The 25,573-nt window shown below is 51.1% G+C and carries 25 protein-coding genes; 11 read left to right on the top strand and 14 right to left on the bottom strand.

The genetic code is table 11. The features are described 5' to 3' along the window. The first annotated feature begins 129 nt into the window (after positions 1-129). Complete coding sequence (katE, locus tag FEK42_RS03725; protein WP_138211739.1) at positions 130-2,391, top strand: catalase HPII; 2,262 nt, start codon at positions 130-132, stop codon at positions 2,389-2,391. 139 nt (positions 2,392-2,530) lie between these two features. Here the strand turns inward: katE and chbG are convergent, their stop codons facing one another. The 7 genes from chbG to osmE all read right to left on the bottom strand — a co-directional run bounded on the left by chbG (position 2,531) and on the right by osmE (position 8,426). Further along, entirely contained in the window at positions 2,531-3,289 is a 759-nt protein-coding gene (chbG, locus tag FEK42_RS03720; RefSeq protein ID WP_130259849.1) for a chitin disaccharide deacetylase, read from the bottom strand. Between the two features lie 12 nt (positions 3,290-3,301). Continuing rightward, complete coding sequence (celF, locus tag FEK42_RS03715) at positions 3,302-4,654, bottom strand: 6-phospho-beta-glucosidase (RefSeq protein WP_135492688.1); 1,353 nt, start codon at positions 4,652-4,654, stop codon at positions 3,302-3,304. 119 nt (positions 4,655-4,773) lie between these two features. Continuing rightward, positions 4,774-5,616 (bottom strand): transcriptional regulator ChbR, encoded by an 843-nt coding sequence (gene chbR / locus FEK42_RS03710; RefSeq protein WP_171021378.1) that lies wholly within the window; start codon positions 5,614-5,616, stop codon positions 4,774-4,776. Between the two features lie 7 nt (positions 5,617-5,623). Further along, entirely contained in the window at positions 5,624-5,974 is a 351-nt protein-coding gene (gene chbA, locus FEK42_RS03705) for a PTS N,N'-diacetylchitobiose transporter subunit IIA (protein WP_135492689.1), read from the bottom strand. A 53-nt stretch (positions 5,975-6,027) separates the two neighbouring features. Then, entirely contained in the window at positions 6,028-7,386 is a 1,359-nt protein-coding gene (chbC, locus tag FEK42_RS03700; RefSeq protein ID WP_130208308.1) for a PTS N,N'-diacetylchitobiose transporter subunit IIC, read from the bottom strand. A gap of 81 nt (positions 7,387-7,467) precedes the next feature. After that, positions 7,468-7,788 (bottom strand): PTS N,N'-diacetylchitobiose transporter subunit IIB, encoded by a 321-nt coding sequence (chbB, locus tag FEK42_RS03695; RefSeq protein WP_000412160.1) that lies wholly within the window; start codon positions 7,786-7,788, stop codon positions 7,468-7,470. 299 nt (positions 7,789-8,087) lie between these two features. Further along, positions 8,088-8,426 carry an osmotically-inducible lipoprotein OsmE gene (gene osmE / locus FEK42_RS03690; RefSeq protein ID WP_064529167.1) on the bottom strand — a complete coding sequence of 113 codons (339 nt, stop codon included), beginning with the start codon at positions 8,424-8,426 and terminating at the stop codon, positions 8,088-8,090. Positions 8,427-8,626: 200 nt separating this feature from the next. Between osmE and nadE the strand changes: the two genes are divergently transcribed. Continuing rightward, positions 8,627-9,454: an ammonia-dependent NAD(+) synthetase gene (nadE, locus tag FEK42_RS03685; protein ID WP_135492690.1), complete on the top strand. Its 828-nt coding sequence runs from the start codon at positions 8,627-8,629 to the stop codon at positions 9,452-9,454. 234 nt (positions 9,455-9,688) lie between these two features. Then, a complete protein-coding gene (gene cho / locus FEK42_RS03680; RefSeq protein WP_130208310.1) occupies positions 9,689-10,576 on the top strand; it encodes an excinuclease Cho in 888 nt (295 codons plus the stop codon). Here cho and ves read toward each other — a convergent pair. The 7 genes from ves to astC form a co-directional block, all read right to left on the bottom strand. Next, positions 10,536-11,111, bottom strand: a complete 576-nt coding sequence (ves, locus tag FEK42_RS03675; RefSeq protein ID WP_130218867.1) for an environmental stress-induced protein Ves — start codon at positions 11,109-11,111, stop codon at positions 10,536-10,538. The genes cho and ves overlap by 41 nt on opposite strands. Positions 11,112-11,308: 197 nt before the next feature. Continuing rightward, positions 11,309-11,794 carry an ATP-independent periplasmic protein-refolding chaperone Spy gene (gene spy, locus FEK42_RS03670; protein WP_130208314.1) on the bottom strand — a complete coding sequence of 162 codons (486 nt, stop codon included), beginning with the start codon at positions 11,792-11,794 and terminating at the stop codon, positions 11,309-11,311. A gap of 328 nt (positions 11,795-12,122) precedes the next feature. Continuing rightward, positions 12,123-13,091: a succinylglutamate desuccinylase gene (gene astE / locus FEK42_RS03665; protein ID WP_135492691.1), complete on the bottom strand. Its 969-nt coding sequence runs from the start codon at positions 13,089-13,091 to the stop codon at positions 12,123-12,125. After that, positions 13,084-14,427 carry an N-succinylarginine dihydrolase gene (gene astB, locus FEK42_RS03660; protein ID WP_138211738.1) on the bottom strand — a complete coding sequence of 448 codons (1,344 nt, stop codon included), beginning with the start codon at positions 14,425-14,427 and terminating at the stop codon, positions 13,084-13,086. The genes astE and astB overlap by 8 nt, the downstream gene beginning before the upstream one ends. After that, positions 14,424-15,902 (bottom strand): succinylglutamate-semialdehyde dehydrogenase, encoded by a 1,479-nt coding sequence (gene astD / locus FEK42_RS03655; RefSeq protein WP_135492692.1) that lies wholly within the window; start codon positions 15,900-15,902, stop codon positions 14,424-14,426. The genes astB and astD overlap by 4 nt, the downstream gene beginning before the upstream one ends. Beyond that, on the bottom strand, positions 15,899-16,933 hold the full coding sequence (gene astA, locus FEK42_RS03650; RefSeq protein WP_130208322.1) for an arginine N-succinyltransferase: 1,035 nt from the start codon (positions 16,931-16,933) through the stop codon (positions 15,899-15,901). The genes astD and astA overlap by 4 nt, the downstream gene beginning before the upstream one ends. After that, complete coding sequence (gene astC / locus FEK42_RS03645; protein ID WP_135492693.1) at positions 16,930-18,150, bottom strand: succinylornithine/acetylornithine transaminase; 1,221 nt, start codon at positions 18,148-18,150, stop codon at positions 16,930-16,932. Before astC ends, astA begins: the two co-directional genes overlap by 4 nt. 445 nt (positions 18,151-18,595) lie before the next feature. Here astC and xthA point away from each other — a divergent pair, with 445 nt between their 5' ends. From xthA to FEK42_RS03605, 8 genes are all read left to right on the top strand, one after another. Beyond that, positions 18,596-19,402, top strand: coding sequence for an exodeoxyribonuclease III (gene xthA / locus FEK42_RS03640; protein WP_130259859.1), 807 nt, complete (start codon positions 18,596-18,598; stop codon positions 19,400-19,402). 167 nt (positions 19,403-19,569) lie between these two features. Then, the gene (locus FEK42_RS03635; protein WP_135492694.1) at positions 19,570-20,280 is read left to right on the top strand and encodes a TVP38/TMEM64 family protein; all 711 of its coding nucleotides are present in this window, start codon (positions 19,570-19,572) and stop codon (positions 20,278-20,280) included. After that, positions 20,270-20,962, top strand: coding sequence for a lipoprotein YdjY (gene ydjY / locus FEK42_RS03630; protein WP_135492695.1), 693 nt, complete (start codon positions 20,270-20,272; stop codon positions 20,960-20,962). Before FEK42_RS03635 ends, ydjY begins: the two co-directional genes overlap by 11 nt. A gap of 14 nt (positions 20,963-20,976) precedes the next feature. After that, positions 20,977-21,684 carry a TVP38/TMEM64 family protein gene (locus FEK42_RS03625; protein ID WP_135492696.1) on the top strand — a complete coding sequence of 236 codons (708 nt, stop codon included), beginning with the start codon at positions 20,977-20,979 and terminating at the stop codon, positions 21,682-21,684. Next, a complete protein-coding gene (locus FEK42_RS03620; protein ID WP_135492697.1) occupies positions 21,684-22,232 on the top strand; it encodes a carboxymuconolactone decarboxylase family protein in 549 nt (182 codons plus the stop codon). Before FEK42_RS03625 ends, FEK42_RS03620 begins: the two co-directional genes overlap by 1 nt. Before the next feature lie 9 nt (positions 22,233-22,241). Continuing rightward, positions 22,242-23,408 (top strand): ABC transporter substrate-binding protein, encoded by a 1,167-nt coding sequence (locus FEK42_RS03615; RefSeq protein WP_138211755.1) that lies wholly within the window; start codon positions 22,242-22,244, stop codon positions 23,406-23,408. Further along, on the top strand, positions 23,381-24,916 hold the full coding sequence (locus FEK42_RS03610; protein WP_138211737.1) for an ABC transporter permease subunit: 1,536 nt from the start codon (positions 23,381-23,383) through the stop codon (positions 24,914-24,916). The genes FEK42_RS03615 and FEK42_RS03610 overlap by 28 nt, the downstream gene beginning before the upstream one ends. Beyond that, entirely contained in the window at positions 24,916-25,569 is a 654-nt protein-coding gene (locus tag FEK42_RS03605) for an ATP-binding cassette domain-containing protein (protein ID WP_130259865.1), read from the top strand. The genes FEK42_RS03610 and FEK42_RS03605 overlap by 1 nt, the downstream gene beginning before the upstream one ends. Positions 25,570-25,573: the final 4 nt, after the last annotated feature.

Raw genomic sequence — 25,573 nt, 5'->3', positions numbered from 1 at the left:
TTTGCGTACATCTTCAAATACTTTCGCCGACACCACCTCCAGAGCGAGACATCCCCGATGGTCTATAGTTAGAGGGTTTTTTGACCAAAAAAGCGGCCCTTTCAGCAATGAAATAAGGAGACGAGTTCAATGTCGCAACATAACGAAAAGACCCCACATCAGCACCAGTCCCCCCTGCACGACTCGAACGAAGCGAAACCAGGAATGGACTCACTGGCACCTGAGGACGGCTCTCATCGCCCAGCGGCTGAACCGACCCCGCCAGGCGCGCAGCCGACCGCGCCAGGCAGTCTGAAAGCCCCTGATACGCGTAATGAAAAACTCAATTCCCTGCAAGATGTACGTAAAGGTAGTGAAAATTATGCGCTGACCACCAATCAGGGCGTGCGCATCGCTGACGATCAAAACTCACTGCGTGCCGGTAACCGTGGTCCAACGCTGCTGGAAGATTTTATTCTGCGCGAGAAGATCACTCACTTTGACCATGAGCGTATCCCGGAGCGTATTGTTCATGCGCGAGGATCTGCGGCTCATGGTTATTTCCAGCCGTATAAAAACTTAAGCGATATTACCAAAGCCGACTTCCTGTCTGACCCGAACAAAATCACCCCAGTATTTGTCCGTTTCTCGACCGTTCAGGGTGGTGCTGGTTCGGCAGATACCGTGCGTGATATCCGCGGTTTTGCCACCAAATTCTATACTGAAGAGGGTATTTTTGACCTTGTCGGCAACAACACGCCGATCTTCTTTATTCAGGATGCGCATAAATTCCCCGATTTTGTTCATGCGGTAAAACCGGAACCGCACTGGGCGATCCCACAGGGAGGTAGCGCCCACGACACATTCTGGGATTATGTTTCCCTGCAACCGGAAACGCTGCATAACGTGATATGGGCGATGTCGGATCGCGGGATCCCGCGCAGCTACCGTACGATGGAAGGTTTCGGCATCCACACTTTCCGCCTGATTAACGCCGAAGGGAAAGCGACGTTTGTGCGTTTCCACTGGAAACCACTGGCAGGTAAAGCCTCGCTGGTATGGGATGAAGCGCAGAAACTCACCGGACGTGACCCGGACTTCCACCGCCGTGAGCTGTGGGAAGCCATTGAAGCAGGCGATTTCCCGGAATACGAACTGGGCTTCCAGTTAATCCCGGAAGAAGACGAATTCAAGTTTGATTTCGACCTTCTCGATCCAACCAAACTTATTCCGGAAGAACTGGTGCCAGTACAGCGCGTCGGCAAAATGGTGCTTAACCGCAACCCGGATAACTTCTTTGCCGAAAACGAACAGGTAGCTTTCCATCCAGGGCATATTGTCCCCGGTCTGGATTTCACCAACGACCCGTTATTGCAGGGGCGTTTGTTCTCTTATACCGATACACAAATTAGTCGTCTTGGTGGGCCAAATTTCCATGAAATTCCGATTAACCGCCCGATCTGCCCTTACCATAATTTCCAGCGTGACGGCATGCACCGCATGGGAATCGACACAAATCCGGCAAACTACGAACCGAACTCGATCAACGACAACTGGCCGCGCGAAACACCGCCGGGGCCGAAACGCGGCGGATTTGAATCATACCAGGAACGTGTAGAAGGCAACAAAGTCCGCGAGCGTAGCCCATCGTTTGGTGAATATTATTCCCATCCGCGTCTGTTCTGGCTAAGCCAGACGCCGTTTGAACAGCGCCACATTATCGACGCTTTCAGCTTTGAATTGAGCAAAGTTGCTCGTCCGTATATTCGTGAACGCGTCGTTGATCAACTGGCACATATCGATCTCACTCTGGCGCAGGCTGTGGCGGAAAATCTCGGTATCGAACTGACTGATGAACAACTGAATATTACCCCACCACCAGACATCAACGGTCTGAAAAATGCCCCAACATTAAGCCTGTATGCCATTCCTGACGGTGATGTCAAAGGCCGTGTGGTAGCGATTTTGCTTAATGATGAAGTGAGATCGGCAGACCTGCTGGCCATTCTCAAGGCGCTGAAAGCCAAAGGCGTTCATGCCAAACTGCTTTATTCACGGATGGGCGAAGTGACCACCGATGACGGCACAGTATTGCCAATTGCTGCTACCTTTGCCGGAGCGCCTTCGCTGACGGTGGATGCGGTCATTGTCCCTTGCGGTAATATTGCGGATATCGCAGACAACGGCGATGCGAACTATTACCTGATGGAAGCCTACAAACACCTTAAACCGATTGCGCTGGCGGGAGACGCCCGCAAGTTCAAAGCGACAATTAAGGTGGATGACAAAGGTGAAGAAGGGGTTGTGGAAGCCGACAGCGCCGACGGTAGTTTTATGGATGAACTGTTAACGCTAATGGCGGCGCACCGCGTCTGGTCACGTATGCCTAAGATTGACAAAATTCCGGCGTAAATATGGGTGGCGCAATTGCGCCACCTTTGCCTGATGCGCTGCGCTTATCAGGCTTACCGGATGCTCATAATGCTTTGAAATTTCAATATATTGTATGCCGAACAAGGTGTTTACGCCGCATCCGGCAAAACAGCCTTACCTACACATCCAGATAACTACCCAACCGATAACCACGCTCGGCAATGGCATACTTCAACGACGCCGACGTTAACACATCCAGTTCAGCTAACCGTGGGAAACAGTAAGCACTCTGGCGAATTGTATTATCGACAAACGCAGGATGGCACATCACTTCCAGTGAGCGTTCACCGCGATGACTGGAATCATCCAACACTTGCAGGAACAGTGATTCACTGATCTCTTCACCATAGAATGCACTACTGAAGCCCTGTGAACTGCGCAGATTTGCGGGTAAATCACCGTCGTTAAATACTGGCTGGCGATCAATACGCAACGCAATCTCCTCTTCAGCCGCAAACTTCGCCACAATCGGGAAAATCTGCGGGAACATATGCACATGATGATGACTATCAAGATGTGTTGGCTTGCGGCCAAACAATTCAATGAATCGCAGATACTGGCTGGCGAGTTCCTGGGAAATTTCTTCCAGTGGTAAGGCATCATCTTCTGCCAGCTGCCAGATCCATTTCCCCAACACACCTTGCCGGGTAAGCCCAGGCATCTCAGTCAGCGGCTTACCCAGTGTAAGGACAAAGTGCATCCCAACTGCCAGACTCGGCTCATCACGACTTAACCGCACCGCATGGTCGATAGCTTCCCCATTCACCAGCGCCGTCGTTGAGGTGACAATACCATTACGACAGGCCTCGATAATGCCGTAGTTCTGGCCTCTACTTAAGCCAAAGTCATCAGCATTAACAATCAGTAAGCGTTCCATAATCAGCCTCAGTTAATGTGCTTTTTTGAGTTCTGCAATGCAGTCAGCAAAGTTTGGCAACCACTTCTCATGCGCCAGAATCATCTCTCTTGCCAGCAGTTCCGCGTCACGATCGGAATGCACCAGCGGGCTAAGGTTGAGCGCCAGTAACACATCGTTAAATTCACCGCTAAGGGCTGCGTGACTGGCGGCAATCTCAAAACCTTTGATGGTATGAATCAAGCCCATCACTTTGTCATCGAAGTGTGTAATGCGTGGATGTGGCGTCGCGCCATCGCGCCCCAGTGTACAGGTCATTTCTACCGCCCAGTCTGCCGGAATATTATCAATATGCCCATGATGCGGGATATTAACGTAATGTTCCGCTTGCTTGTCGTTGTAGATAGCATTAATCACTTCACACGCCGCATCTGAGTAATATGCCCCGCCGCGCTGTTCCAGTTCTTTCGGCTTAACTTTCAGGTCCGGATTTTTATACAGGTCAAAGAGTTGTTTCTCGACTTTCTGTACCACCTGTGCACGTGCGCCGCCTTTATAATACTCACCCATTTCAATCGCCAGCATCTCTTTTTGCTTGAAGTAATAAAGCAGATACGAGCACGGCAACAGATTCAGTGAGCGAATTAAGCCTTCGCTAAACGGCAGATCGAAAATATTTTTTACGCCAGACGCTTTTAACTGCCCGGATGCCACACCATCAAGCAATTCGGCAAAGCGAGACTTGCCATTTACCAGAACATCTTTAATAAACACCATGTGGTTCAGCCCGAACAGATCGATAGATAAATCATCGTTCTCATTCAACGCTAAAACATCGCTGATAAACATCTTCATGCCAATCGGAATATTACACACGCCGATAAAGCGTTTAAATCCGGTATGACGATAAACGGCTTCGGTGACCATTCCCGCTGGGTTCGTAAAGTTAATCACCCAGGCATTGGGGCAGAGTTCTTCAACATCTTTGACTATGTCAAAAATCACCGGAATAGTACGCAGACCTTTAAACAGGCCACCTGCACCGTTGGTTTCCTGGCCGAGATAACCATGACTTAACGGAATACGTTCATCGAGTTCGCGTGCTGGTAATTGACCTACGCGCAGCTGGGTGGTGACGAAATCGGCATCTTTCAATGCTTCGCGGCGATCAAGCGTTTTATAAAGCTTCATTAGTACACCAGCGTTATCAATCATCCGCTGGCAGAGATCGAAAATAATATCCAGCTTCGCTTTACCCTCTTCGATGTCCACCAGCCATAATTCACTCACCGGCAATTCGTGATAACGTTTAATAAACCCTTCCAGTAATTCCGGGGTATAGCTGCTCCCGCCACCAATAGTGACGACTTTTAATTTCTGGCTCATAATTTCTCCCTTCATTAGGAAATACTGATATTCGTCGTGCCTGCCGCTAAGTCAGGAATAACCCGGAAACACTAGGTTATACAGAGCAAGCATGTAAATTTAGTGTTCTGATACAATGGCTACTGATTAAATTCAGTCAATTTTTTACGATAGCTATTGGGTGTAAACGAGGTCAATTTCTTAAACGTTTTAATAAACAGACTGGGGCTACTATAACCGGCTTCAAATGCAATATCTGTTACAGAATAGTTGGTCATTTCCAGTTGTTTTTTGGCAAAATTAATGCGAATTTCATTAATAATTTGCATTGGCGTTTTGCCATAATATCGCTGGGTCGCACGCGTCAAATATTCCTGCGATTTCGCCGACAGTATCACCATATTTTCCAACGCATTTTCACTAAACTGCTCTTTATCATGCATCTTTTCAACCGTGCTTTTCAGCCACTGAGGCACATCATCAATTACCTGTTCTTCACGGTAATGACGTAAGCGGTTGATAACATAAAAAGTCACTGTCTCAACAAACTCTTCCAGCCCGGTTTCACGGAAATTCAGTGAAGAGATGACCGTTTCCACATAGGTGAGAAAAGCGCTATTGGTCCGGTATACCTGTGATGCGACAAAGCAATAAGGCAACAACGGCAGATAATGCTGCTCAAAAAAACGTTTGCTGATCCCAACATTTAATATACGCGTGGCGCCAAACTCATAAAAACTTTGATGGTGCGAGCCCAACGGAATAAAGACAAAATCGCCCCGCTCCAGCAACACGCGTTTACCGTTTATCTCCTGGTAATAACGACCAGTTAACACCAGGGTGAATTCATAATAGTCGTGTTGATGCAGCCCACTGATACTCTCAGTTTTGTTGTAGATAAACACATGGAAGTTTTTGCCATTAAACAGTTGTTGTTCACGGGCTGTGGCAATTTCCGGCGCGTTAATCACTGACTGCATCATCAACTCCTTATGCCTTCAATTTTTCATGAAGCTCAATTAATTCGCTAATTAGTTCACGTGCAAGCATTGAGGTCATTAAATGATCCTGAGCGTGGACCAGCACCAGACTCACTTTCATCTTACCTTCGCCCGCATCGCCTTCAATCAGTTTCGTCTGTATCAAATGCGCTTCATTCAACGCCATTCGAGACTGATCCATCATCGCTTTTGCTGCCGCAAAATCGCCCTGCTTTGCCTGTTTCAGCGCCGCATACGCCAGACTGCGCGCCTGCCCGGAGTTGATGATAAGCCCCATCACCACTTCTTCCAGTTCTTCGGCTTCGGTTTGCGTATCCGGGATATTGTCGAGATCCATCATACTCAGTTCCTCACTTTCCTTACCCGGCACAGCGTTACCTGTGCCGATATCGATTAAAATTTCAGCGCGTTAGCAATATCTTCTTCACTCTCTTCTTTATCAATCACGTTTTGTGCTTTGTTAGCCACCACAACAAATGGCAGATAAATCAGCGTGGCGATACCGAGGTTGAAGAGTGCGACCAGTAAGGCGGCGACGCTACCGTTGGTGTTAAAGAAGGCCCCCAGACCGGTTGGCATGGTCCACGGCGCAATGTTGGTCACTGGTGGAATAATGCCCATGTAATATGCCGCCAGGGTGATTGCCGCCAGAATCGGTTGTACCAGCACAAACGGGATAAACATCACCGGGTTCATAATAATCGGCAGACCAAACAGAATCGGTTCGTTAATCTGGAAGATGCCTGACGGCAGAGCCAGTTTTGCCACCTGACGATAATCAGCACGGCGAGAAGCAATAAAGATAGCCAAAATCAGGCCCAGGGTCGCGCCACTACCACCGAGGAAAATAAAGGAGTCCAGCATCGGCTTGGCCCAGATATGGAAGGTCTTACCGGCAGCTAATGCCGCTTCGACGGAACCATATTGCTGGTAGGTCGCGATGTTTTCCAACGCCCACGGCGTCATGATGCCGTTGTCCAGTGCAGTCAGCGCCAGTGCGCCGTGAATACCGAAGAACCACAGCAGTGGAACAAAAATCACATACGCCCAGCCGACCACGCTACCCAACGATGCCAGCGGCGTCGAGATGGTATCCATGATGATCTGATGGAAGTTTGTGCCCCAGGTCGTCAGCGCCCAGGCAATAATCCCCATCACGGAAAGAATAATAAAGCCGGGAATCAATGCAGAGAAAGAACGCGATACCGACGCAGGTACGCTATCGGGCAGTCGAATTACCCAGTTGCGGCGGACAATAAAGGTAAACATTTCTGCCACCACCAGGCCGATAATAATCCCGGAGATGATATTCGCGCCGCCTAACCAATTAGCGCCGACGGCATAAGCCTCGCCGACGCTATAAGGCGTGACGGTCATAAACGCCGCAACGGATAACAATCCCGCTGCCAGCGCATCGACTTTACGCTCTTCTGCCAGCGCCATGCCGATAAAGAACGGTGCCATTAAAGACATAATCCCCAATGTTCCGTTATAAACATTTCCGCCAATACCTTTCAGACCATTGAGTGTTTCAATGGTCGAGGCGTCGAGGCGAATACCTAAGGAATAAAAAAACGACCCCTCCCCAAAGCTAAGGAAAACGTTATTAATTAATACAAACATCGCCCCTGCGAGGGTTAACGGCATTAAGCGAATAAAACCGTTTTTGATTGCATTAACGTGCGGCTGCTTTCCTATTTTAACTGCAAAAGGGAGGAGTACCTTTTCAAGCGATGCAATAACATTACTCATAGAAAAATACCCTTAAAAACCGCAACTTAAATATCGCGGTATAGATTTATGAAATAACTCTTTGACGGGAAAATTTAAAAATTAATTTGCTGCGGCTTTTTTAATTGCTGCAACTGCAGCCTTAAGCACGCCTAAACCATCGACTTTGCCATATAACAGCGAGTCAATTACTTCCACCGGTTTATTGGGTAACAAACGCTGAATTTCGGGCAACATATAAGCAATCTGTGGCCCTAATAAAACGACATCGGCATTCAGCCCTTTTTCACCAGCCAGCGTTTCTGGAAATGCTTCAATAATGACCGGAACTTCATATTTTTCTGCCTGAGCGCGCATTTTTGATACCAGTAAAGAGGTAGACATGCCCGCAGAACAAAACAGATAAATGTGTTTCTTTTCCATAAAACTGCCCTCATCAACGATTATCTGTCAGCCAGACACTCCGCAAGCCTTCACCTGCTTCCATGCTCTGGGTAACTTGCGAAACCAACATGACTTTTTTTGGTGGCTGAAAAGAGTATACGGTATTGACCTGAGCAATAGTATTTCTTTGACTATACAAATTGTCTCTCCTTGACCTGCTGTTATGACCACCTTCACATTTCGGTTAAATAATTCGCGTCAACAAATAAGAACACGCGCATAAAAAAACCGGCACAATGGCCGGTTTTCGTTGTGACTCAAGCTTTCAGATGAAGGAATTACTTCGCAGCCTGCGGATCAGTGTCGTATTCGGCACAGGTCTGATAGCCGGTATTGATCACATGCCCGGTATCATCTAACGCGACAAAATAGGTTTCTGCTTTACCATCACGTTGACCCAGAATGTAGGTCTGGCAAGTACCACGAGCATGGATCATGCTCACTTCAGACGAAGGTTTACCCGCAATTTGTGCAACCTGCGCCCGGCTCATGCCTTTTTTGACGTCTTTCACCACAGGCTGTACAAACTGGTCTTTGGTACGATCATACGCCGTACAACCTGCCAGCATGGTTAATACCGCCGCTGCACCCAGAATTCCTGCCATATTCTTGTTCATATTCCGTCCTCTTGTTTATCAGCGTGTTAGATAAGCCTGGAATACATCGGGGGCTTTTTCAAGCCTGAGAGCGAAACGGTTTCGCTTTCAGAGGATTCCTGTATGACGTTTTAACCACCATTCAACCTGCTGTCGCTTGTCGTTTCTGTAGCAACGGGTTAGCTTTAAGGAAGTTTTATTTTTCTGTCTGGAGGGGTTCAATGACATTGCAGCAACAAATAATAAAGGCGCTGGGCGCAAAACCGCAGATTAATGCTGAAGAGGAAATTCGTCGTAGCGTCGATTTTCTGAAAAGCTATCTACAAACCTACCCGTTCATTAAATCACTGGTACTCGGCATTAGCGGTGGTCAGGACTCTACCCTTGCCGGTAAGTTGTGTCAGATGGCAATTAATGAACTGCGCCAGGAAACCGGTAATGAATCACTGCAATTTATCGCCGTGCGCCTTCCCTACGGTGTTCAGGCCGACGAAAAAGATTGCCAGGACGCCATTGCCTTTATTCAGCCGGATCGCGTATTAACCGTCAATATCAAGGGCGCGGTACTCGCCAGTGAACAGGCATTGCGGGAAGCAGGTATCGAACTGAGCGATTTTGTGCGTGGCAATGAAAAAGCACGTGAGCGGATGAAAGCGCAATACAGCATTGCGGGTATGACTAATGGCGTCGTAGTTGGCACCGATCATGCGGCAGAAGCCATTACTGGATTCTTCACTAAATATGGTGATGGTGGCACAGACATTAACCCTCTGTATCGTCTGAACAAACGTCAGGGTAAACAGTTACTGGCGGCGTTAGGTTGCCCTGAGCATCTCTATAAGAAGGCCCCAACAGCCGACCTGGAAGATGACCGCCCGTCACTGCCAGATGAAGTCGCGCTCGGCGTAACGTATGAAAATATCGATGACTATCTGGAAGGGAAAAATGTCCCGGAACAGGTCGCCAGAACGATTGAGAACTGGTATCTGAAAACCGAGCATAAACGCCGCCCACCCATTACGGTTTTCGATGATTTCTGGAAAAAATAAACAGTGCGGCCTCCCCGCCTGAGATTGTCGACACCAAATACTTTATTCATGCCGGATGTGGCGTAACCGCCTTATCCGGCCTGCAAAACTTTGCAAATTCAATACATTGCAGGAATCGAGTAGGCCTGATAAGCGTAGCGCATCTGGCAGTTTACATTTGTCATCGGCCTTGCCTCTTTTTTAATCGCCACCCACCCGCTATACTGGATAAATGACCAGCACTCGGAGTAAACAGTGGTACGGCGTTTAACTTCCCCGCGGCTCGAATTTGAAGCGGCGGCAATTTATGAATATCCCGAACATTTACGTTCATTTCTTACTGACTTACCCACCCGACCCGGTGTGTATCTGTTTCATGGCGAAAGTAACACTATGCCGCTCTATATCGGCAAAAGCGTTAACATCCGCAGCCGCGTCCTTTCCCATTTACGTACCCCGGATGAAGCGGCCATGCTGCGACAATCCCGACGCATTAGCTGGATATGTACCGCGGGCGAAATCGGCGCTCTGCTCCTTGAAGCGCGTCTAATCAAAGAGCAACAGCCTTTGTTTAATAAACGGTTGCGCCGCAATCGTCAGCTCTGCGCCCTGCAACTGAATGAAAAACGCGTAGATGTGGTGTACGCAAAAGACGTGGATTTTTCTACTGCGCCAAACCTGTTTGGCCTGTTTGCCAATCGCCGCTCGGCATTACAGGCATTACAGACAATCGCCGATGAACAAAAGCTCTGTTATGGCCTGCTCGGGCTGGAACCGTTAAGCCGCGGTCGTGCTTGCTTTCGGTCGGCGCTAAAACGTTGCGCCGGAGCGTGCTGCGGAAAAGAGAGCCATGAAGATCATGCTCAACGTCTGCTCCAGTCGCTGGAACGTTTGCGGGTGATCTGCTGGCCGTGGCAAGGGGCGGTTGCGTTGAAAGAACAGCACCCGGAAATGACCCAATACCATATTATTCATAACTGGCTGTGGCTGGGGGCAGTTAATTCGCTGGAAGAGGCGGCAACGTTGATCCGTACGCCTGCCGGATTCGATCACGATGGTTATAAAATTCTTTGTAAACCACTACTTTCCGGTCGCTATGAAATTACTGAACTTGATCCGGTGAATGGCCTGCAAGCCAGTTAATTTCACTGAACAGCAGTTTGCCTTGCGGTTGCAAAAGCCGCAGGGTGTGTTTGCCATCGTACCAGCACGCGCCCTGGTCGGTGGTTAACAATTTTTCGCCCAGTTGCCATGCCCCGCTAATCACAAACACCACCCCGCCGCGTGAGCCAAAAGTGGTGAACGTGCGATCGGCAATTCTGACTTTCGCCTTACAGGCATCCAGGCGCGTCATAATGTTGAAATCCATCGACATCTGCCCTTCCGTCAGTTTCGCTTTTACCACCTGGTCCGCCGCAAAAGCAAAAGGCTGTAACGGCTTTAAGGTATGGCTAAAACGGTCTGCGCTTTCAAGAAGCATCTCACCGCCTTCCAGCAGCGTCACACTTCTTTCCATCCCAGGAAATAAAGAAAATTCACCATTGGCCGCAATGGACGCAATGCTGGCACGCCAGTAAAAATCACGTTTCGCAGGGGGAAAACTACAGATCTCACGAGTTTCACCGGCAGCGTTTCGCCACAGGTTCACCGACATTTTACGCATATCAAAGTATTCCATACTCGCTCCGGGCATGCTCTTTTCATTGTTATCGCTCAGGCAACCGTGGATTGTTATCGGCAACTCGTATGATTTACCTTAACGTTTTCGCAAAAATGACAGACACAGGCGCATAAAAGAAAACCGCCGATCCTGTCCACCGCCTTACAGCAAGGTAGTGGACAAGACCGGCGGTCTTAAGTTTTTTGGCTGAAAGATTATTCAGCAGTTGCAGGCATTTTACCTTTTCCCGCTGGGCGTTCTGTCAGACGCTTCTCAAAATTAGCATTAAATTGCTTTTTCTGCTCCGGCGTCAGGATGTTGTAAATCTTGTTCTGGGTTTCCATATGCGCCAGCATGTTAGCTTTGCGCTGTTCTTCCATTTTAGCAATCTGCGCTTCAGCTTTTGCTTTGTCGAAAGTATCGCTGGCGATGATGTCATGCATTGCGCGGCGTTCTTCCAGCGGCGGACGTTTCATCTGGTCACGCTGGCCTTTCATGATTTCACGAATCTGCTGTTTCTGCGCGTCGGTCAGGTTCAGGTCTTTGAACATCATGTCCTGATGCGGACCGAACTTGCCTTTATGGTGCATCATCGGCTTCGCGTCAGCCGGTGCTGCGGTAGTGGTGTCAGCGGCGTGGGCCAGGTTAGCCGCGCCAAGAGCCAGGGTAGAGGCAACAAACAGTGCAGTTAATTTACGCATATTCTATATCCTTCCTTTCAGTTATTTGTTACGGCTTTCTTAAGTAACGTGCCGTGTTGACGAGATTAACTTTACTGAGTTTAGCGTCAATTAATCAGAGCAACGGTAAATCAATGAAAGTATAAAAAACATTTTTTCGCCAATTATGGAGAAAAAAAGAAAAATTGAAGGAAATTGATGAATAAATATTACAACACAATGATTTTGCAGAAATTATGAAGGACTATACCTGATAAATGGCGATAAATAAAGCAAACATCCAGGATTAATCCGTATTATTCCGAAAGTCGTTATTAAATACCCGCAGAAACCTTTCTGCGGGCAAGTGTTAGGTTATTTTTTCCAGCATTAATCCCGCGCGTAATCCCAACGCCACCAATGGATTGGGGAATAGCACATATTCAATATCATGAGTCACGGTAAAACGTTCCTCATCATCCTGCGCCAATAACGTTCCTTTCTTAAACGGCGTGAAATTCAGCGTCTCGCTCGCCATATGCAACTCGAAGGCAGCAGTGTGACGGGTAATCTGCGAAACCACCCGGTAACGCTGGGGCAGTTTTCTCTCTATACCGACACTTGCCCCTGCTAACAGCGCAGCAATTGCATTGGTGGTTGGCGCAAACTGACGAAGATCGTTTTGCCCAAACGGCAGTGCTTTGCCTAGCTCCAGCGTACACGCCAGTGCGCCAAAATGTTGGCAGCTGAAATGGGTAAACGTGCCGCCGGGCGCCTGATGAAATACCAACGCCTCTAGCCCTGCCGCGCCCAGCCATGTCAGAAAACTTTCGTCCCAGGGATTTTCTCGTTGCGGTAAAACACCAAACCGCTGGTGGTACGAACCGCGGATGGCTGTATGCAGATCAAGATGCCAGTGAACTGACTCCTTCCCCTGCTGATAAAAATCTTCCAGGCACTGTTCCAGCTCGCGGGCGCGGCAGGTTTCGCTGCTTTCGGCAAATTGCTGCCAGCGTCCGCCAAACATCCGGTTCATATCGCTATGGCAATAGCGCTTTCCTTGCTTGAGCGCAGGGGGATTTCCGAGGATTGCCAACAAGCGCCAGCGTAACTTAATTTCACCGTGATAAATTGCGCCAAGTAAGGCGTCCAGCATTTCTACAGGCGCCGTTTCATTACCGTGGATCCCCGCCGAAATTACCAACGCGCCTTGCGGTGGGATTAATGGCGTCAGTTCCAGCACGCCATCCCCCAGCCAGCGCCAGCGAATACCGTTGATTTCTCTCTCGGTGATGACAGGTTTTTTACCCTCTAATGTCAGAGTGAGAAAATTATCCATTCTCCCCTCCCTCACGCTGGAACGGATAAACCGAACCGAGATTCAATAATTGAGTCAACGCTTCCAGTGCTTCCCGCCCTTCGCGCAGCAATTGCGGGTCGGCCAGATCGGCAGCACTCAGACGATCGCGGTAGTAACGATCCACCCAGTCATTGAGCGCATTAAACAGCGTATCGTTCATCATCACCGCCGGATTCACCGCCTGACGTTCTTCATCCGTCAACACAACGCGCAAACGCAGGCACGCAGGGCCTCCGCCGTTCGCCATGCTTTCGCGCAAATCAAAAACTTTTAGTGAGCTTATCGGGTTATCCGCAGCAAGGAGTTCATTGAGATAACGCCATACTCCGGCGTGTTCCCGACACTCCTGTGGCAGCACCAGCATCATCGAACCATCATCGCGACTCAACAACTGGCTGTTAAACAGATAGGTCGAGACAGCATCCGGAACGGAAACCTGCGACGTCGGTACTTCTATCGCCATAAAGCCGTTGACCCGCGAACGCAGGTTTGCCAGTAATTGCGCCTGGCGAGCGAACGCCTGTTGATGGCAAAACAGCACCTGACGGTTACTCACGGCAATCACGTCATTATGAAAAACGCCCTGGTCGATAACGTCCGGGTTTTGCTGGGCGAAAATCACCTGCTGCGGATTAACCTGATTCAGCCTGGCTACCGCCTCGCTGGCTTCGCGGGTCTGCCGCGCCGGATATCGGGAAGGCCGCGTACCGTTACCCTCTTCTCGCCCGTAAACAAAAATCTGCATGCCCGGTTCGCCGTAATGACCGCCGAGGCGATTGTGGTTTGCCGCCCCTTCGTCACCGAGCATCGCCACCTGTGGCAACGCCGAATGGATGGTGAATTTCTCTTTATCGTTAAAAATGGCGTTTAACAGCGATTCGGTGACGGGGGCTTCCAGCGAACGGTGAAATTTATTGTTCAGGTTGGCGACCGTGAAATGTACTTTGCCATCCAGCGTATCGGCGGATGGCGCTACCGTGGCCGCATTAGCTACCCACATTGGCGATGCTGAACTGACGCTGGAAAGCCAGTGTGGTGCCTGGCGGGCAACATTTTCCAGTACCTGCTCATCGCTGCCGCAGAATCCCAACTGACGCAGCACCGGAATAAACGGTCGCTCGTGCGGCGGGATCACCGCCTGGGGAAATCCCGCATCGGCAAGGGCTTTCATTTTCAGTAAGCCTTGCTTCGCCGCCAGTCGTGGATTCGATACCTGAAAACGATGACTGGTGGAGGCTTCATTACCAAACGACAGGCCAGCGTAATGGTGCGTCAGCCCCACCAATCCATCGAAATTGACTTCCCAGGCATTCATCGCGCCACCTCATCAGAAAAATCAAGCCCGGGGTTAAGCGTTGCGGGCAACGTTAACGAGTCCGACTCCAGGCTCGCCATCGGCCAGGCACAATAATCCGCCGCATACCAGGCGCTGGGGCGATGGTTGCCGGAAGCGCCAATGCCGCCGAATGGTGCTGTACTGGCGGCTCCGGTAAGCGGTTTGTTCCAGTTAACAATTCCTGCCCGCGCTTCCAGTAATAGTTGCTCGAACTTTTCCCGTTTTGGGGAAACCAGCCCACAAGAGAGGCCAAAGCGGGTGTTATTCGCCATCTTTATCGCCCCATCAAAAGTGTCATAACGCCATACGCGAAGTAGCGGCCCAAACACTTCTTCATCCTGCACGCCTGAAACACCCGTCATTTCAACGATCCCCGGCGTCAGCAGCGATGTTCCCGCTTGTAGCAAACGTGGCGCAAGCAGCGTTTGCCCGCCCAATGCTTCCAGTTCCTGCCAGGCAGTAACAACCTGCTGTGCGGCCTGTTCAGAAATCAGCCCACCAATAAACGGCTGCGGTTCGTCATCCCATTTCCCCGGCGTTAACCGCTGGCTGACGGCAACAAGGCGAGCAAGAAACGCATCGCCCTGCGCCCCGCTTTTCACCAATAAACGGCGGGCGCAGGTGCAGCGTTGCCCGGCAGTGACAAATGCCGACTGGATAGTCAGATGGACAGCGGCGTCGATATCCACCACGTCATCAATAATCAGCGGGTTATTGCCGCCCATTTCGAGGGCGAGAATTTTTTCCGGCTGACCGGAAAGCTGGCGATGTAACTGGTAGCCGGTATTGGCGCTGCCGGTAAACAGCAAGCCGTCGAGATCCTCCAGCGCACTGAGCGCCTGACCGGTTTCGCGCCCACCTTGCACCAGGTTCAGCACGCCCGACGGCAAGCCTGCCTGCTGCCATAAACGCATGACGGCCTCGCCGCTCCAGGGGGTTAGTTCGCTGGGTTTAAAGATTATCGTGTTACCTGCCAGCAGCGCCGGAACGATATGCCCGTTAGGCAGATGCCCGGGGAAATTGTACGGTCCAAACACCGCCAGCACGCCATGTGGACGATGCCGCAAGCTCGCCGCTCCATCCGGCATTTCACTACGCTGCTCTCCCGTGCGAGCGTGATACGCCTTGATTGATATCGCGATCTTATTGATCATCGCCGTCACTTCGGTTGCCGCTTCCCAACGCGGTTTGCCGGTTTCTCTGGCAATAATCGCCGTTAATTCGGCTTTGTTGCTTTCCAGCAGTGCAGCAAATCGTTCAACTCTTACCTGACGATCGCCAAAAGAGAGCCGCGCCCAACGCGGAAACGCTGCACGAGCGGCCCGACAAGCCTGCTCAACCTGAGCAGCATCGGCATCGTTGCCCTGCCATAACACCTCGCCCGATACCGGATTACGCTTCACGCGCAGTGCGCCCTGGCCCGTCACCCAGTCACCGTTGATCCATAAAGTCATGCTGTTTTCTCCTCTGCACACAGGCGCACCAGACGAACGCGATCCCCGGCGTGGCATTTGAGGGCATCCAGTTGTGCGGCGGTTAAAATCAAACGTTCGGTCGCCGGATCGGCTCGCACCAGCAACACGCGGAAATGGTGATAATTTTCATTGGCGACCAGGCAAGCCGGAAAATCTCCCTGTGCAGGTTGTCCTTCCGCTACTTCCACCAGCCGACTTTTGCGGATAGCGCGAACGCGGTCAATGTCACACTCCAGCGTCGGCCCGCCGTCGAAAATGTCGATATAGTTGCGGTAGCGAAAGCCCTCTTTTTCCAGCACCGCCCGCGCGGGCGCAGTTTGCGGATGAACCTGACCGATGACGTCCTGGGCTTCCTGGGATAAAAAGTCCGTATAGATCGGATGTTTCGGCATCAGTTCTGCAATAAATGCCTTTTGCCCGGTGCCGCAGAGAAAATCGGCGCGGCTAAAATCCATCGAAAAGAAGCGTTTACCGAGGCTTTGCCAGAACGGTGAATAGCCGTGTTCGTCAATCACCCCGCGCATTTCCGCGACAACTTTGTCATTAAACTTGTCGCGAAAAGCCGCCATAAACATAAAACGCGATTTCGACAGCAAATAGCCGTTGCCCTCTTTGCGCCAGTCCGGGTCGAGAAACAGCGTGCACAGCTCGCTGCTGCCGGTGTGATCGTTACTGAGAAACAGCGTCGGCAACGCGTTATAGACATTCAGCTCTTTTGAGGCGTGGACCAGCGTGCCGACGCGATAGTTGTACCAGGGATCGTTCAGCCCAACTGCCACCTCTATGGCGCAAATTCCCGCCACAGTACCTGTTTCACTCTCTTCCAGCACAAACACATAGCCCTGCTCGCTTTTGGGCAGTTCGCCCTGCCAGGTTTTGATTGCCCTTTCGATACGTGCCGAAAGCGTGGCTTCATTGGCGGGAAGCGACGTCAGGCCGCCGCCCGTTTTGCTGGCAAGCTGCATCAGCGCTGAGACATCTGATCGCTCAACGGGACGGATGACCATCATGATGAACCTCGGCTAACAAAGTGTTCGCAAGCAGCTGCAAAGCGATCCAGTCCGGTCGTCACCTCTTCTTCGCTGACATTGAGCGCAGGCGCAAAACGCACCACGTTGCCACCCGCAATCAGTACCATCACGCCCGCTTTCGCCGCTTCCTGAGAGATCTGTTTCGCTTGCCCGGCGTAATCGGCATTCAGCACACAGCCAATCAGCAAACCTAAGCCGCGAATTTCACTGAACAAACCGTAGCGGTGATTAAAGGTATGAAGACGCTCAACAAACCAGTCGTGACGCTGTTTAACCCCGTTAAGCATCTCTGGCGTGTTGATGAGATCCAGCACTTTGCCTGCTACCGCCGAGGCCAGCGGATTGCCGCCGTAGGTGGTGCCGTGGGTGCCAACGGTCATCACGCTGGCGCATTCTTCGGTTGCCAACAGAGCGCCAACGGGGAAACCGCCGCCCAGCGCTTTGGCGGTGGTTAACAGATCGGGCGTCACGCCGTAGTGCATATAGGCATACAGTTCCCCGGTGCGCCCGACGCCCGTTTGTACTTCATCAAAAATCAGCAAAGCATTGTGGCGGTCACACAATTCACGCAGACCTTGTAAAAACGCGTTGCTGGCGGGTACCACACCGCCTTCCCCCTGGATGGGTTCGACAATCACCGCACAGGTAGAGTCGTCAATCAGCGCGCTGGCAGAGTTAATATCGTTATATGCAGCATGACGAATATCCGGTGGCAGTGGCGCAAAATCCTGTGAATAGGCTGGCTGCCCGCCTGCGCTGACGGTAAACAGCGTGCGCCCGTGAAACGCATTTTTGAACGCCACGATGCCGCTCTTATGGCTGCCGTAGCGGTCGTGAGCGAATTTACGCGCCAGTTTTAGCGCCGCTTCGTTGGCTTCCGCACCGGAGTTACAAAAGAAAATGCGATCGGCAAACGTGGCGTCGATCAATTTTTTCGCCAGTCGCAGTACCGGCTCGTTGGTGTAACCGTTGCCGGTATGCCAGAACTTACTCGCCTGTTCGTTCAGCGCCTCGCGCAGTTCCGGATGCGCATGACCCAATGCGTTTACCGCAATGCCACCCGCGAAGTCGATATACTCTTTCCCCTGCTGATCCCACAAGCGCGAACCTTCGCCACGTACCGGTATAAACGGTGCCGGAGCGTAAACAGGTATCATCCATTCATCAAAGTTTTCACGCGTAATTGGCTGAGACATAGCGACCTCTACAGTAAATAATTCGTTATTTATATGTTAATAATAAGTAATGCTTGCGCTGTAAATGTAGATTGCAGGGTTCATGCCAGCCAGGGGGAAAAGTGCATAAATGACGGTCACTAACTGGAAATCAATGAGTTACAACCGAACAATATGCACCTTAAGTGCATATAAAGTGAATATGTTTGCCATGTGGATGAATAAATAGAATAAAAAACGCAATGTTATGCAGAAGTAAAATATAATTCTGGAATTGTGATCATTGGCGAAATTTACTGGAAATTACTGCGCCATTCTGACGCAACTCGCACCAAAAGCGGGCATTTTCTGCGCCATCGTTGACATCATTAACAACCATCGATCAAATCACTTAACAACAGGCAGTAAGTCAGACGAATTTCTGCTAACATCCACGCACTCTTTATCTGAATAAATGGCAGCGACTATGAAATTTGTCTCTTTTAATATCAACGGCCTGCGCGCCAGACCACACCAGCTTGAAGCTATCGTCGACAAGCACCAGCCTGATGTGATTGGCCTGCAGGAGACAAAAGTTCATGATGATATGTTTCCGCTCGAAGATGTGGCAAAGCTCGGCTACAACGTGTTTTATCACGGGCAGAAAGGCCATTACGGCGTGGCGCTATTGACCAAAGAGACGCCGATTGCCGTGCGTCGTGGCTTCCCAGGCGACGGCGAAGAGGCACAACGGCGGATTATTATGGCGGAAATCCCCTCACCGCTAGGCAATGTCACCGTGATCAACGGCTACTTCCCGCAGGGCGAAAGCCGCGACCATCCCATAAAATTCCCGGCTAAAGCACAGTTTTACCAGAACCTGCAAAACTACCTGGAAACCGAACTCAAACGTGATAATCCGGTGCTGATTATGGGCGATATGAATATCAGCCCCACCGACCTGGATATCGGCATTGGCGAAGAGAACCGCAAACGCTGGCTGCGTACTGGTAAATGTTCTTTCCTGCCGGAAGAACGCGAATGGATGGACAGGCTGATAAGTTGGGGGCTGGTCGATACCTTCCGCCATGCGAACCCGGAAACGGCAGATCGCTTCTCGTGGTTTGATTACCGCTCAAAAGGTTTTGACGATAACCGTGGTCTGCGTATCGACCTGCTGCTTGCCAGCCAGCCACTGGCCGAATGCTGCGTAGAAACCGGCATCGACTATGAAATCCGCAGTATGGAAAAACCGTCAGATCACGCACCTGTCTGGGCCACCTTCCGCCGCTAATTTCTCCGTTCTCCTGGCTCGCACTGGGTCAGGAGAATTAACCTTGAGAAAAATCAACAAACTGTCAGTAATGATTTGTTGCCCGCCGTCCTTTGTTATACCGTCGCTGCGTTTTTTAGTTGTCTGACCACTTCTCTATTATCAAGTTTGATATAGGAAACTCCACGATGAACGCTGAGCGTAAATTTCTTTTTGCCTGTCTGTTTTTTGCGCTGATAATTTACGCTATCCATGCTTTCGGTTTATTCGATCTACTCACCGATTTACCCCACTTACAGACACTCATTCGCCAGAGCGGATTGTTCGGTTATAGCCTCTATATTCTGTTATTCATCATCGCCACCCTCTTTCTGCTACCGGGCAGCGTACTGGTGATCGCTGGAGGAATAGTTTTTGGCCCGCTAACAGGAACGCTACTTTCGTTAATTGCCGCCACGCTGGCCTCGTCGTGCTCATTCCTGTTGGCGCGCTTTCTGGGGCGTGATTTACTGTTGAAATACGTCGGTCATTGCCACACTTTTCAGGCTATTGAAAAAGGCATTACGCGTAACGGTATCGATTTTCTTATTCTGACCCGCTTAATCCCGCTATTTCCATACAATATTCAAAATTACGCTTACGGATTAACCGCCATCACCTTCTGGCCTTATACCCTTATTTCGGCATTAACCACTCTGCCTGGAATAGTGATTTATACCGTGATGGCCAGCGATCTTGCCAGTGAAGGCATTTCGCTGCGCTTTATTTTACAACTCTGTCTGGCGGGCCTGGCGCTGTTTATTCTCGTCCAGCTCGCCAAACTCTACGCCCGACACAAACATGTGGATCTGTCTGCTTCGCGCCGCAGCCCACTTACTCACACAAAAAATGAAGGATAGAACGAGGTTGCAACATTATTCAGTGTCATGGAAAAAAGGACTGGCTGCGCTGTGTTTACTGGCCGTTGCGGGGCTTAGTGGCTGTGATCAAAAAGAGAATACGGCGGCAAAAGTGGAATACGACGGGCTTTCGGACAGCCAGCCGCTACGTGTCGATGCAAATAACCATACGGTAACCATGCTGGTACAAATTAATGGGCGTTTCCTCACCGACGATACCCGCCACGGTATTGTGTTTAAAGATGGCTCCAACGGACATAAATCGCTGTTTATGGGTTATGCCACGCCGAAAGCATTTTATGAAGCCCTGAAAGAGGCAGGTGGTATGCCGGGCGAAAACATGACGATGGATAATAAAGAAACGACTCATGTCACAGGCAGCAAACTGGATATTTCAGTTAACTGGCAAGGGGCGGCAAAAGCGTATTCCTTCGATGACGTGATTGTTGACAGTAATGGCAAGAAACTGGACATGCGCTTTGGCGGTAATTTAACGGCAGCTGAAGAGAAAAAAACGGGCTGCCTGGTATGTCTGGATAGTTGCCCGGTCGGTATTGTCAGCAATGCGACATACACTTATGGTGCGGTGGAAAAACGCAGCGAAGTGAAATTCAAAGGCAATGCCTCGGTTCTCCCGGCAGATAACACGCTGGCAACGGTTACCTTTAAAATCGCCGAATAAAACCAGGATAAAGGATGATGAAAATGCAATCGCGTAAAATCTGGTACTACCGCATAACACTCATCATCCTGTTGTTCGCGATGCTGCTGGCATGGGCGCTGCTTCCCGGCGTCCATGATTTTATCAATCGCAGCGTTGCGGCGTTTGCCGCCGTGGACCAACAGGGTATAGAACGCTTTATTCAGTCTTACGGCGCACTAGCGGCAGTTGTCTCGTTCTTGTTGATGATTTTACAGGCCATTGCTGCACCGCTACCTGCGTTTTTAATCACCTTTGCCAATGCGTCGCTGTTTGGCGCGTTCTGGGGCGGCTTGCTGTCGTGGACCAGTTCGATGGTAGGCGCGGCGCTGTGCTTTTTTATCGCCAGAGTAATGGGCCGTGAAGTGGTGGAAAAGTTAACCGGCAAAACCGTGCTTGACAGTATGGACGGCTTTTTCACTCGCTACGGCAAACACACCATCCTGGTATGTCGGTTATTGCCTTTTGTCCCTTTTGATCCAATCAGCTATGCTGCCGGTTTGACTTCAATACGTTTTCGCTCGTTTTTTATCGCCACCGGGCTTGGTCAGTTACCGGCAACCATTGTCTATTCTTGGGCGGGCAGCATGTTAACAGGCGGTACTTTCTGGTTTGTCACCGGACTGTTTATTCTGTTTGCTCTGACCGTGGTGATTTTTATGGCGAAAAAAATATGGCTTGAGCGCCAGAAGAGGAATGCCTGATGGGGTTACCACCGCTTAGCAAAATCCCTTTAATTTTACGTCCACAGGCGTGGCTGCATCGTCGCCATTACGGCGAGGTGTTAAGCCCCATCCGCTGGTGGGGGCGGATTCCGTTTATCTTTTATCTGGTGTCGATGTTTGTTGGCTGGCTGGATCGCAAACGCTCACCGCTCGATCCAGTAGTGCGATCGCTTGTCAGCGCGCGTATCGCGCAAATGTGTCTGTGTGAGTTTTGCGTGGATATCACCAGTATGAAAGTCGCCGAGCGTACCGGCAGCACCGATAAATTGCTGGCGGTAGCTGACTGGCGGCAAAGCCCGCTCTTCAGCGACGAAGAACGGCTGGCGCTGGAATACGCCGAAGCGGCAAGCGTTACGCCGCCAACGGTCGATGATGCCCTGCGCACCCGACTGACTACGCATTTTGACGCCCAGGCGCTCACCGAGCTGACGGCATTGATCGGCTTGCAAAATCTGTCAGCCCGTTTTAATTCTGCCATGGACATTCCCGCTCAGGGGCTGTGCCGTATTCCTGACAAACGTTCTTAAGGAGAGATGATGCGCCATTGTGTATGGTTGCTGGGATTGTTATCGCTGTTTTCTTTGGCAACACATGCCAGTGACTGGCAGGAAATTAAAAATGAGGCCAAAGGGCAAACCGTCTGGTTTAACGCCTGGGGCGGCGACACCGCGATTAACCGCTATCTCGACTGGGTTAGCGGCGAGATGAAAACCCATTACGCTATAAACCTGAAGATTGTTCGTCTGGCGGATGCCGCAGACGCGGCGAAGCGCATTCAGACAGAAGCCACTGCCGGACGTAAAACGGGCGGCTCGGTGGATCTGCTCTGGGTGAATGGCGAAAACTTCCGCACCTTAAAAGAGGCTAATTTACTGCAAACTGACTGGGCGGAAACGCTACCCAACTGGCGCTATGTCGACACACAGCTGCCGGTGCGAGAAGACTTTTCTGTGCCGACACAAGGTGCGGAATCGCCCTGGGGCGGCGCACAGCTGACATTTATCGCCCGACGCGATCAGACACCACAGCCACCGAAAACGCCACAATCCTTGCTGGAATTTGCCAAAGCCACCCCTGGTACGGTTACCTATCCGCGCCCACCGGACTTTACCGGCACCGCGTTTCTTGAACAGCTGCTGATTATGCTGACGCCCGATCCCGCTGCATTAAAAAAAGCGCCGGACGATGCCACTTTCGCCCGCGTCACTGCGCCATTGTGGCAATATCTTGATGCACTGCATCCGTATTTGTGGCGCGAAGGAAAGGATTTCCCGCCTTCGCCCGCGCGGATGGATGCTCTGCTGAAAGCCGGCACATTGCGCCTGTCGCTGACCTTTAACCCCGCACATGCGCAGCAAAAAATATCCAGCGGCGATTTACCCACCAGCAGTTACAACTTTGGCTTTAGCGAGGGAATGATTGGCAACGTGCATTTCGTCACCATTCCAGCCAACGCAACTGCCAGTGCTGCGGCAAAAGTCGTCGCCAACTTCCTGTTGTCACCTGAAGCACAACTGCGTAAAGCGGATCCCGCTGTCTGGGGCGATCCTTCGGTTCTCGATCCGCAAAAACTACCTGCCGGGCAGCGTGAAACATTGCAATCAAGAATGCCGCAGAATCTGCCGCCGGTACTGGCGGAACCGCATGCTGGTTGGGTAAATGCGCTGGAACAAGAATGGCTACGCCGTTACGGTACGCATTAATTTTTTTGCTGTGGGTGGTGATGGCGGTGATTTACGCACCGCTGGTTCCGTCGGCTTTCACGCTGATAACACCTGCCATGTCGCTGACGCACTGGCAGATGTTATTTGCCGATCTGCAGCTACCACAGGCATTACTGGCAACGCTGGTGTCGACAACCATCGCGGCGGTCGGCGCTTTGTTTATTGCCCTGCTGGTGATAGTAGCGCTATGGCCTGGGCCGAAATGGCAGCGTATGTGCGCCCGTCTGCCGTGGCTACTCGCCATCCCCCACGTGGCTTTTGCCACCAGCGCCCTGCTGCTGTTTGCTGACGGCGGCCTGGTTTATCAGTTTTTCCCTTTTCTCATTCCGCCGATGGACAAATTGGGTATCGGTCTGGGCCTCACCCTTGCGGTGAAAGAAAGCGCATTTCTGCTTTGGATCTTATCGGCAGCACTGAGTGAAAAACGCCTGGTGCAGCAAGTTATTGTACTGGATTCGCTGGGCTACAGCCGCTGGCAATGTCTGAACTGGTTGTTGTTGCCCTCCGTCGCGCCTGCGCTGGCAATGGCGATGCTGGCGATTGTCGCCTGGTCGCTTTCGGTCGTGGATGTAGCGATTATTCTTGGGCCTGGTAATCCACCGACGCTGGCGGTAATTAGCTGGCAGTGGTTAACCCAGGGCGACGCCGATCAACAAACGAAAGGCGCACTTGCCAGCCTGCTGCTGATGCTGTTACTCGCCGTCTACGTTTTGCTTGGTTATCTGTTATGGCGCGCCTGGCGATGCACGCTCCCCCGGGAAGATGGCATTCGCATGCCATCCACGCCTTTATTGCCAGGGAAGATGCTGGCGAAGTTGTTACCCTTAACTGGCGTGCTGTGTGTGATTCTGCTGGCGATCCTCGCGGATCAATCAACGATCAATCACGAGGGGCTGCTCAATAGCCTGACGATGGGACTGGTGGCGACACTCATCGCTTTGGTTCTGTTGCTGCTGTGGCTGGAATGGGGGCCACAACATCGCCAGTTGTGGCTATGGTTGCCCATATTATTACCCGCCTTGCCACTGGTGGCAGGCCAGTACACGCTGGCGCTTTGGCTCAATCTGGATGGTAGCTGGACGGCGGTGGTGTGGGGGCATCTGCTGTGGGTAATTCCGTGGATGCTGTTTATCCTGCAACCCGCCTGGCAGCGCATTGATTCACGGTTAATTTTGATTGCGCAAACACTGGGCTGGTCGCGTGTCAAAATCTTCTTTTACGTGAAATGTCCGCTGATGTTACGCCCTGCGCTGATTGCCTTCGCTGTCGGATTTTCAGTCAGTATTGCGCAGTATATGCCAACGCTGTGGCTGGGAGCCGGACGTTTCTCGACGCTCACCACCGAAGCGGTGGCACTAAGCAGCGGCGGCAGCAACGGTATTCTCGCCGCCCAGGCTTTATGGCAACTGCTATTGCCACTTATTATTTTTGCCCTGACCGCGTTAGTCGCAAAATGGGTAGGTTATGTCAGACAAGGACTCCGCTAATGCTCTGCGTGAAAAATGTTTCGCTACGTTTACCAGAAAGCCGCTTGCTGACAAACGTTAACTTTACAGTCAATAAAGGTGACATTGTCACGTTAATGGGTCCCTCAGGCTGCGGTAAATCTACGCTGTTTTCATGGATGATTGGTGCGCTGGCCGGGCAATTTTCTTGTACAGGTGAGCTATGGCTCAATGATCAACGTATCGATACCCTGCCCACCGCCCGGCGTCAGATTGGCATTCTTTTCCAGGATGCACTGTTATTTGACCAGTTCAGCGTCGGACAAAATTTACTGCTGGCGCTACCGTCGACGCTCAAGGGGACTGACAGGCGCAATGCCGTGAAAGACGCGCTTGAGCGAGCGGGACTGGCTGAAACTTATCACCAGGATCCTGCGACATTATCAGGCGGTCAGCGAGCGCGGGTGGCCCTGCTGCGCGCCCTTCTCGCTCAGCCAAAGGCATTATTGCTTGATGAACCGTTCAGCCGTCTTGACGTAGCTCTGCGCGATAATTTTCGTCAGTGGGTATTCAATGAAGTTCGCGAGCTGGCGATCCCCGTCGTTCAGGTAACCCACGATCTTCAGGATGTTCCTGCCGATAGTCCCGTTCTGGATATGACGCAGTGGTCAGAAAATTACAACAAACTGCGATAACGCA

Source organism: Escherichia sp. E2748 (assembly GCF_005781125.1).
Lineage (GTDB): Bacteria > Pseudomonadota > Gammaproteobacteria > Enterobacterales > Enterobacteriaceae > Escherichia.
This window is presented reverse-complemented; position numbering and strand designations above follow the sequence as displayed.

Coding starts and splice junctions, on each gene's coding strand:
- chbC (WP_130208308.1), bottom strand. CDS start 7,386: ATGAGTAATGTTATTGCATCGCTTGAAAAGGTACTCCTCCCTTTTGCA.
- ves (WP_130218867.1), bottom strand. CDS start 11,111: ATGGAATACTTTGATATGCGTAAAATGTCGGTGAACCTGTGGCGAAAC.
- astC (WP_135492693.1), bottom strand. CDS start 18,150: ATGTCTCAGCCAATTACGCGTGAAAACTTTGATGAATGGATGATACCT.
- katE (WP_138211739.1), top strand. CDS start 130: ATGTCGCAACATAACGAAAAGACCCCACATCAGCACCAGTCCCCCCTG.
- FEK42_RS03605 (WP_130259865.1), top strand. CDS start 24,916: ATGCTCTGCGTGAAAAATGTTTCGCTACGTTTACCAGAAAGCCGCTTG.
- astA (WP_130208322.1), bottom strand. CDS start 16,933: ATGATGGTCATCCGTCCCGTTGAGCGATCAGATGTCTCAGCGCTGATG.
- xthA (WP_130259859.1), top strand. CDS start 18,596: ATGAAATTTGTCTCTTTTAATATCAACGGCCTGCGCGCCAGACCACAC.
- chbB (WP_000412160.1), bottom strand. CDS start 7,788: ATGGAAAAGAAACACATTTATCTGTTTTGTTCTGCGGGCATGTCTACC.
- FEK42_RS03625 (WP_135492696.1), top strand. CDS start 20,977: ATGATGAAAATGCAATCGCGTAAAATCTGGTACTACCGCATAACACTC.
- FEK42_RS03615 (WP_138211755.1), top strand. CDS start 22,242: ATGCGCCATTGTGTATGGTTGCTGGGATTGTTATCGCTGTTTTCTTTG.
- chbR (WP_171021378.1), bottom strand. CDS start 5,616: ATGATGCAGTCAGTGATTAACGCGCCGGAAATTGCCACAGCCCGTGAA.
- astD (WP_135492692.1), bottom strand. CDS start 15,902: ATGACTTTATGGATCAACGGTGACTGGGTGACGGGCCAGGGCGCACTG.
- celF (WP_135492688.1), bottom strand. CDS start 4,654: ATGAGCCAGAAATTAAAAGTCGTCACTATTGGTGGCGGGAGCAGCTAT.
- astB (WP_138211738.1), bottom strand. CDS start 14,427: ATGAATGCCTGGGAAGTCAATTTCGATGGATTGGTGGGGCTGACGCAC.
- osmE (WP_064529167.1), bottom strand. CDS start 8,426: ATGAACAAGAATATGGCAGGAATTCTGGGTGCAGCGGCGGTATTAACC.
- ydjY (WP_135492695.1), top strand. CDS start 20,270: ATGAAGGATAGAACGAGGTTGCAACATTATTCAGTGTCATGGAAAAAA.
- chbA (WP_135492689.1), bottom strand. CDS start 5,974: ATGATGGATCTCGACAATATCCCGGATACGCAAACCGAAGCCGAAGAA.
- nadE (WP_135492690.1), top strand. CDS start 8,627: ATGACATTGCAGCAACAAATAATAAAGGCGCTGGGCGCAAAACCGCAG.
- FEK42_RS03635 (WP_135492694.1), top strand. CDS start 19,570: ATGAACGCTGAGCGTAAATTTCTTTTTGCCTGTCTGTTTTTTGCGCTG.
- astE (WP_135492691.1), bottom strand. CDS start 13,091: ATGGATAATTTTCTCACTCTGACATTAGAGGGTAAAAAACCTGTCATC.
- FEK42_RS03620 (WP_135492697.1), top strand. CDS start 21,684: ATGGGGTTACCACCGCTTAGCAAAATCCCTTTAATTTTACGTCCACAG.
- FEK42_RS03610 (WP_138211737.1), top strand. CDS start 23,381: ATGGCTACGCCGTTACGGTACGCATTAATTTTTTTGCTGTGGGTGGTG.
- spy (WP_130208314.1), bottom strand. CDS start 11,794: ATGCGTAAATTAACTGCACTGTTTGTTGCCTCTACCCTGGCTCTTGGC.
- chbG (WP_130259849.1), bottom strand. CDS start 3,289: ATGGAACGCTTACTGATTGTTAATGCTGATGACTTTGGCTTAAGTAGA.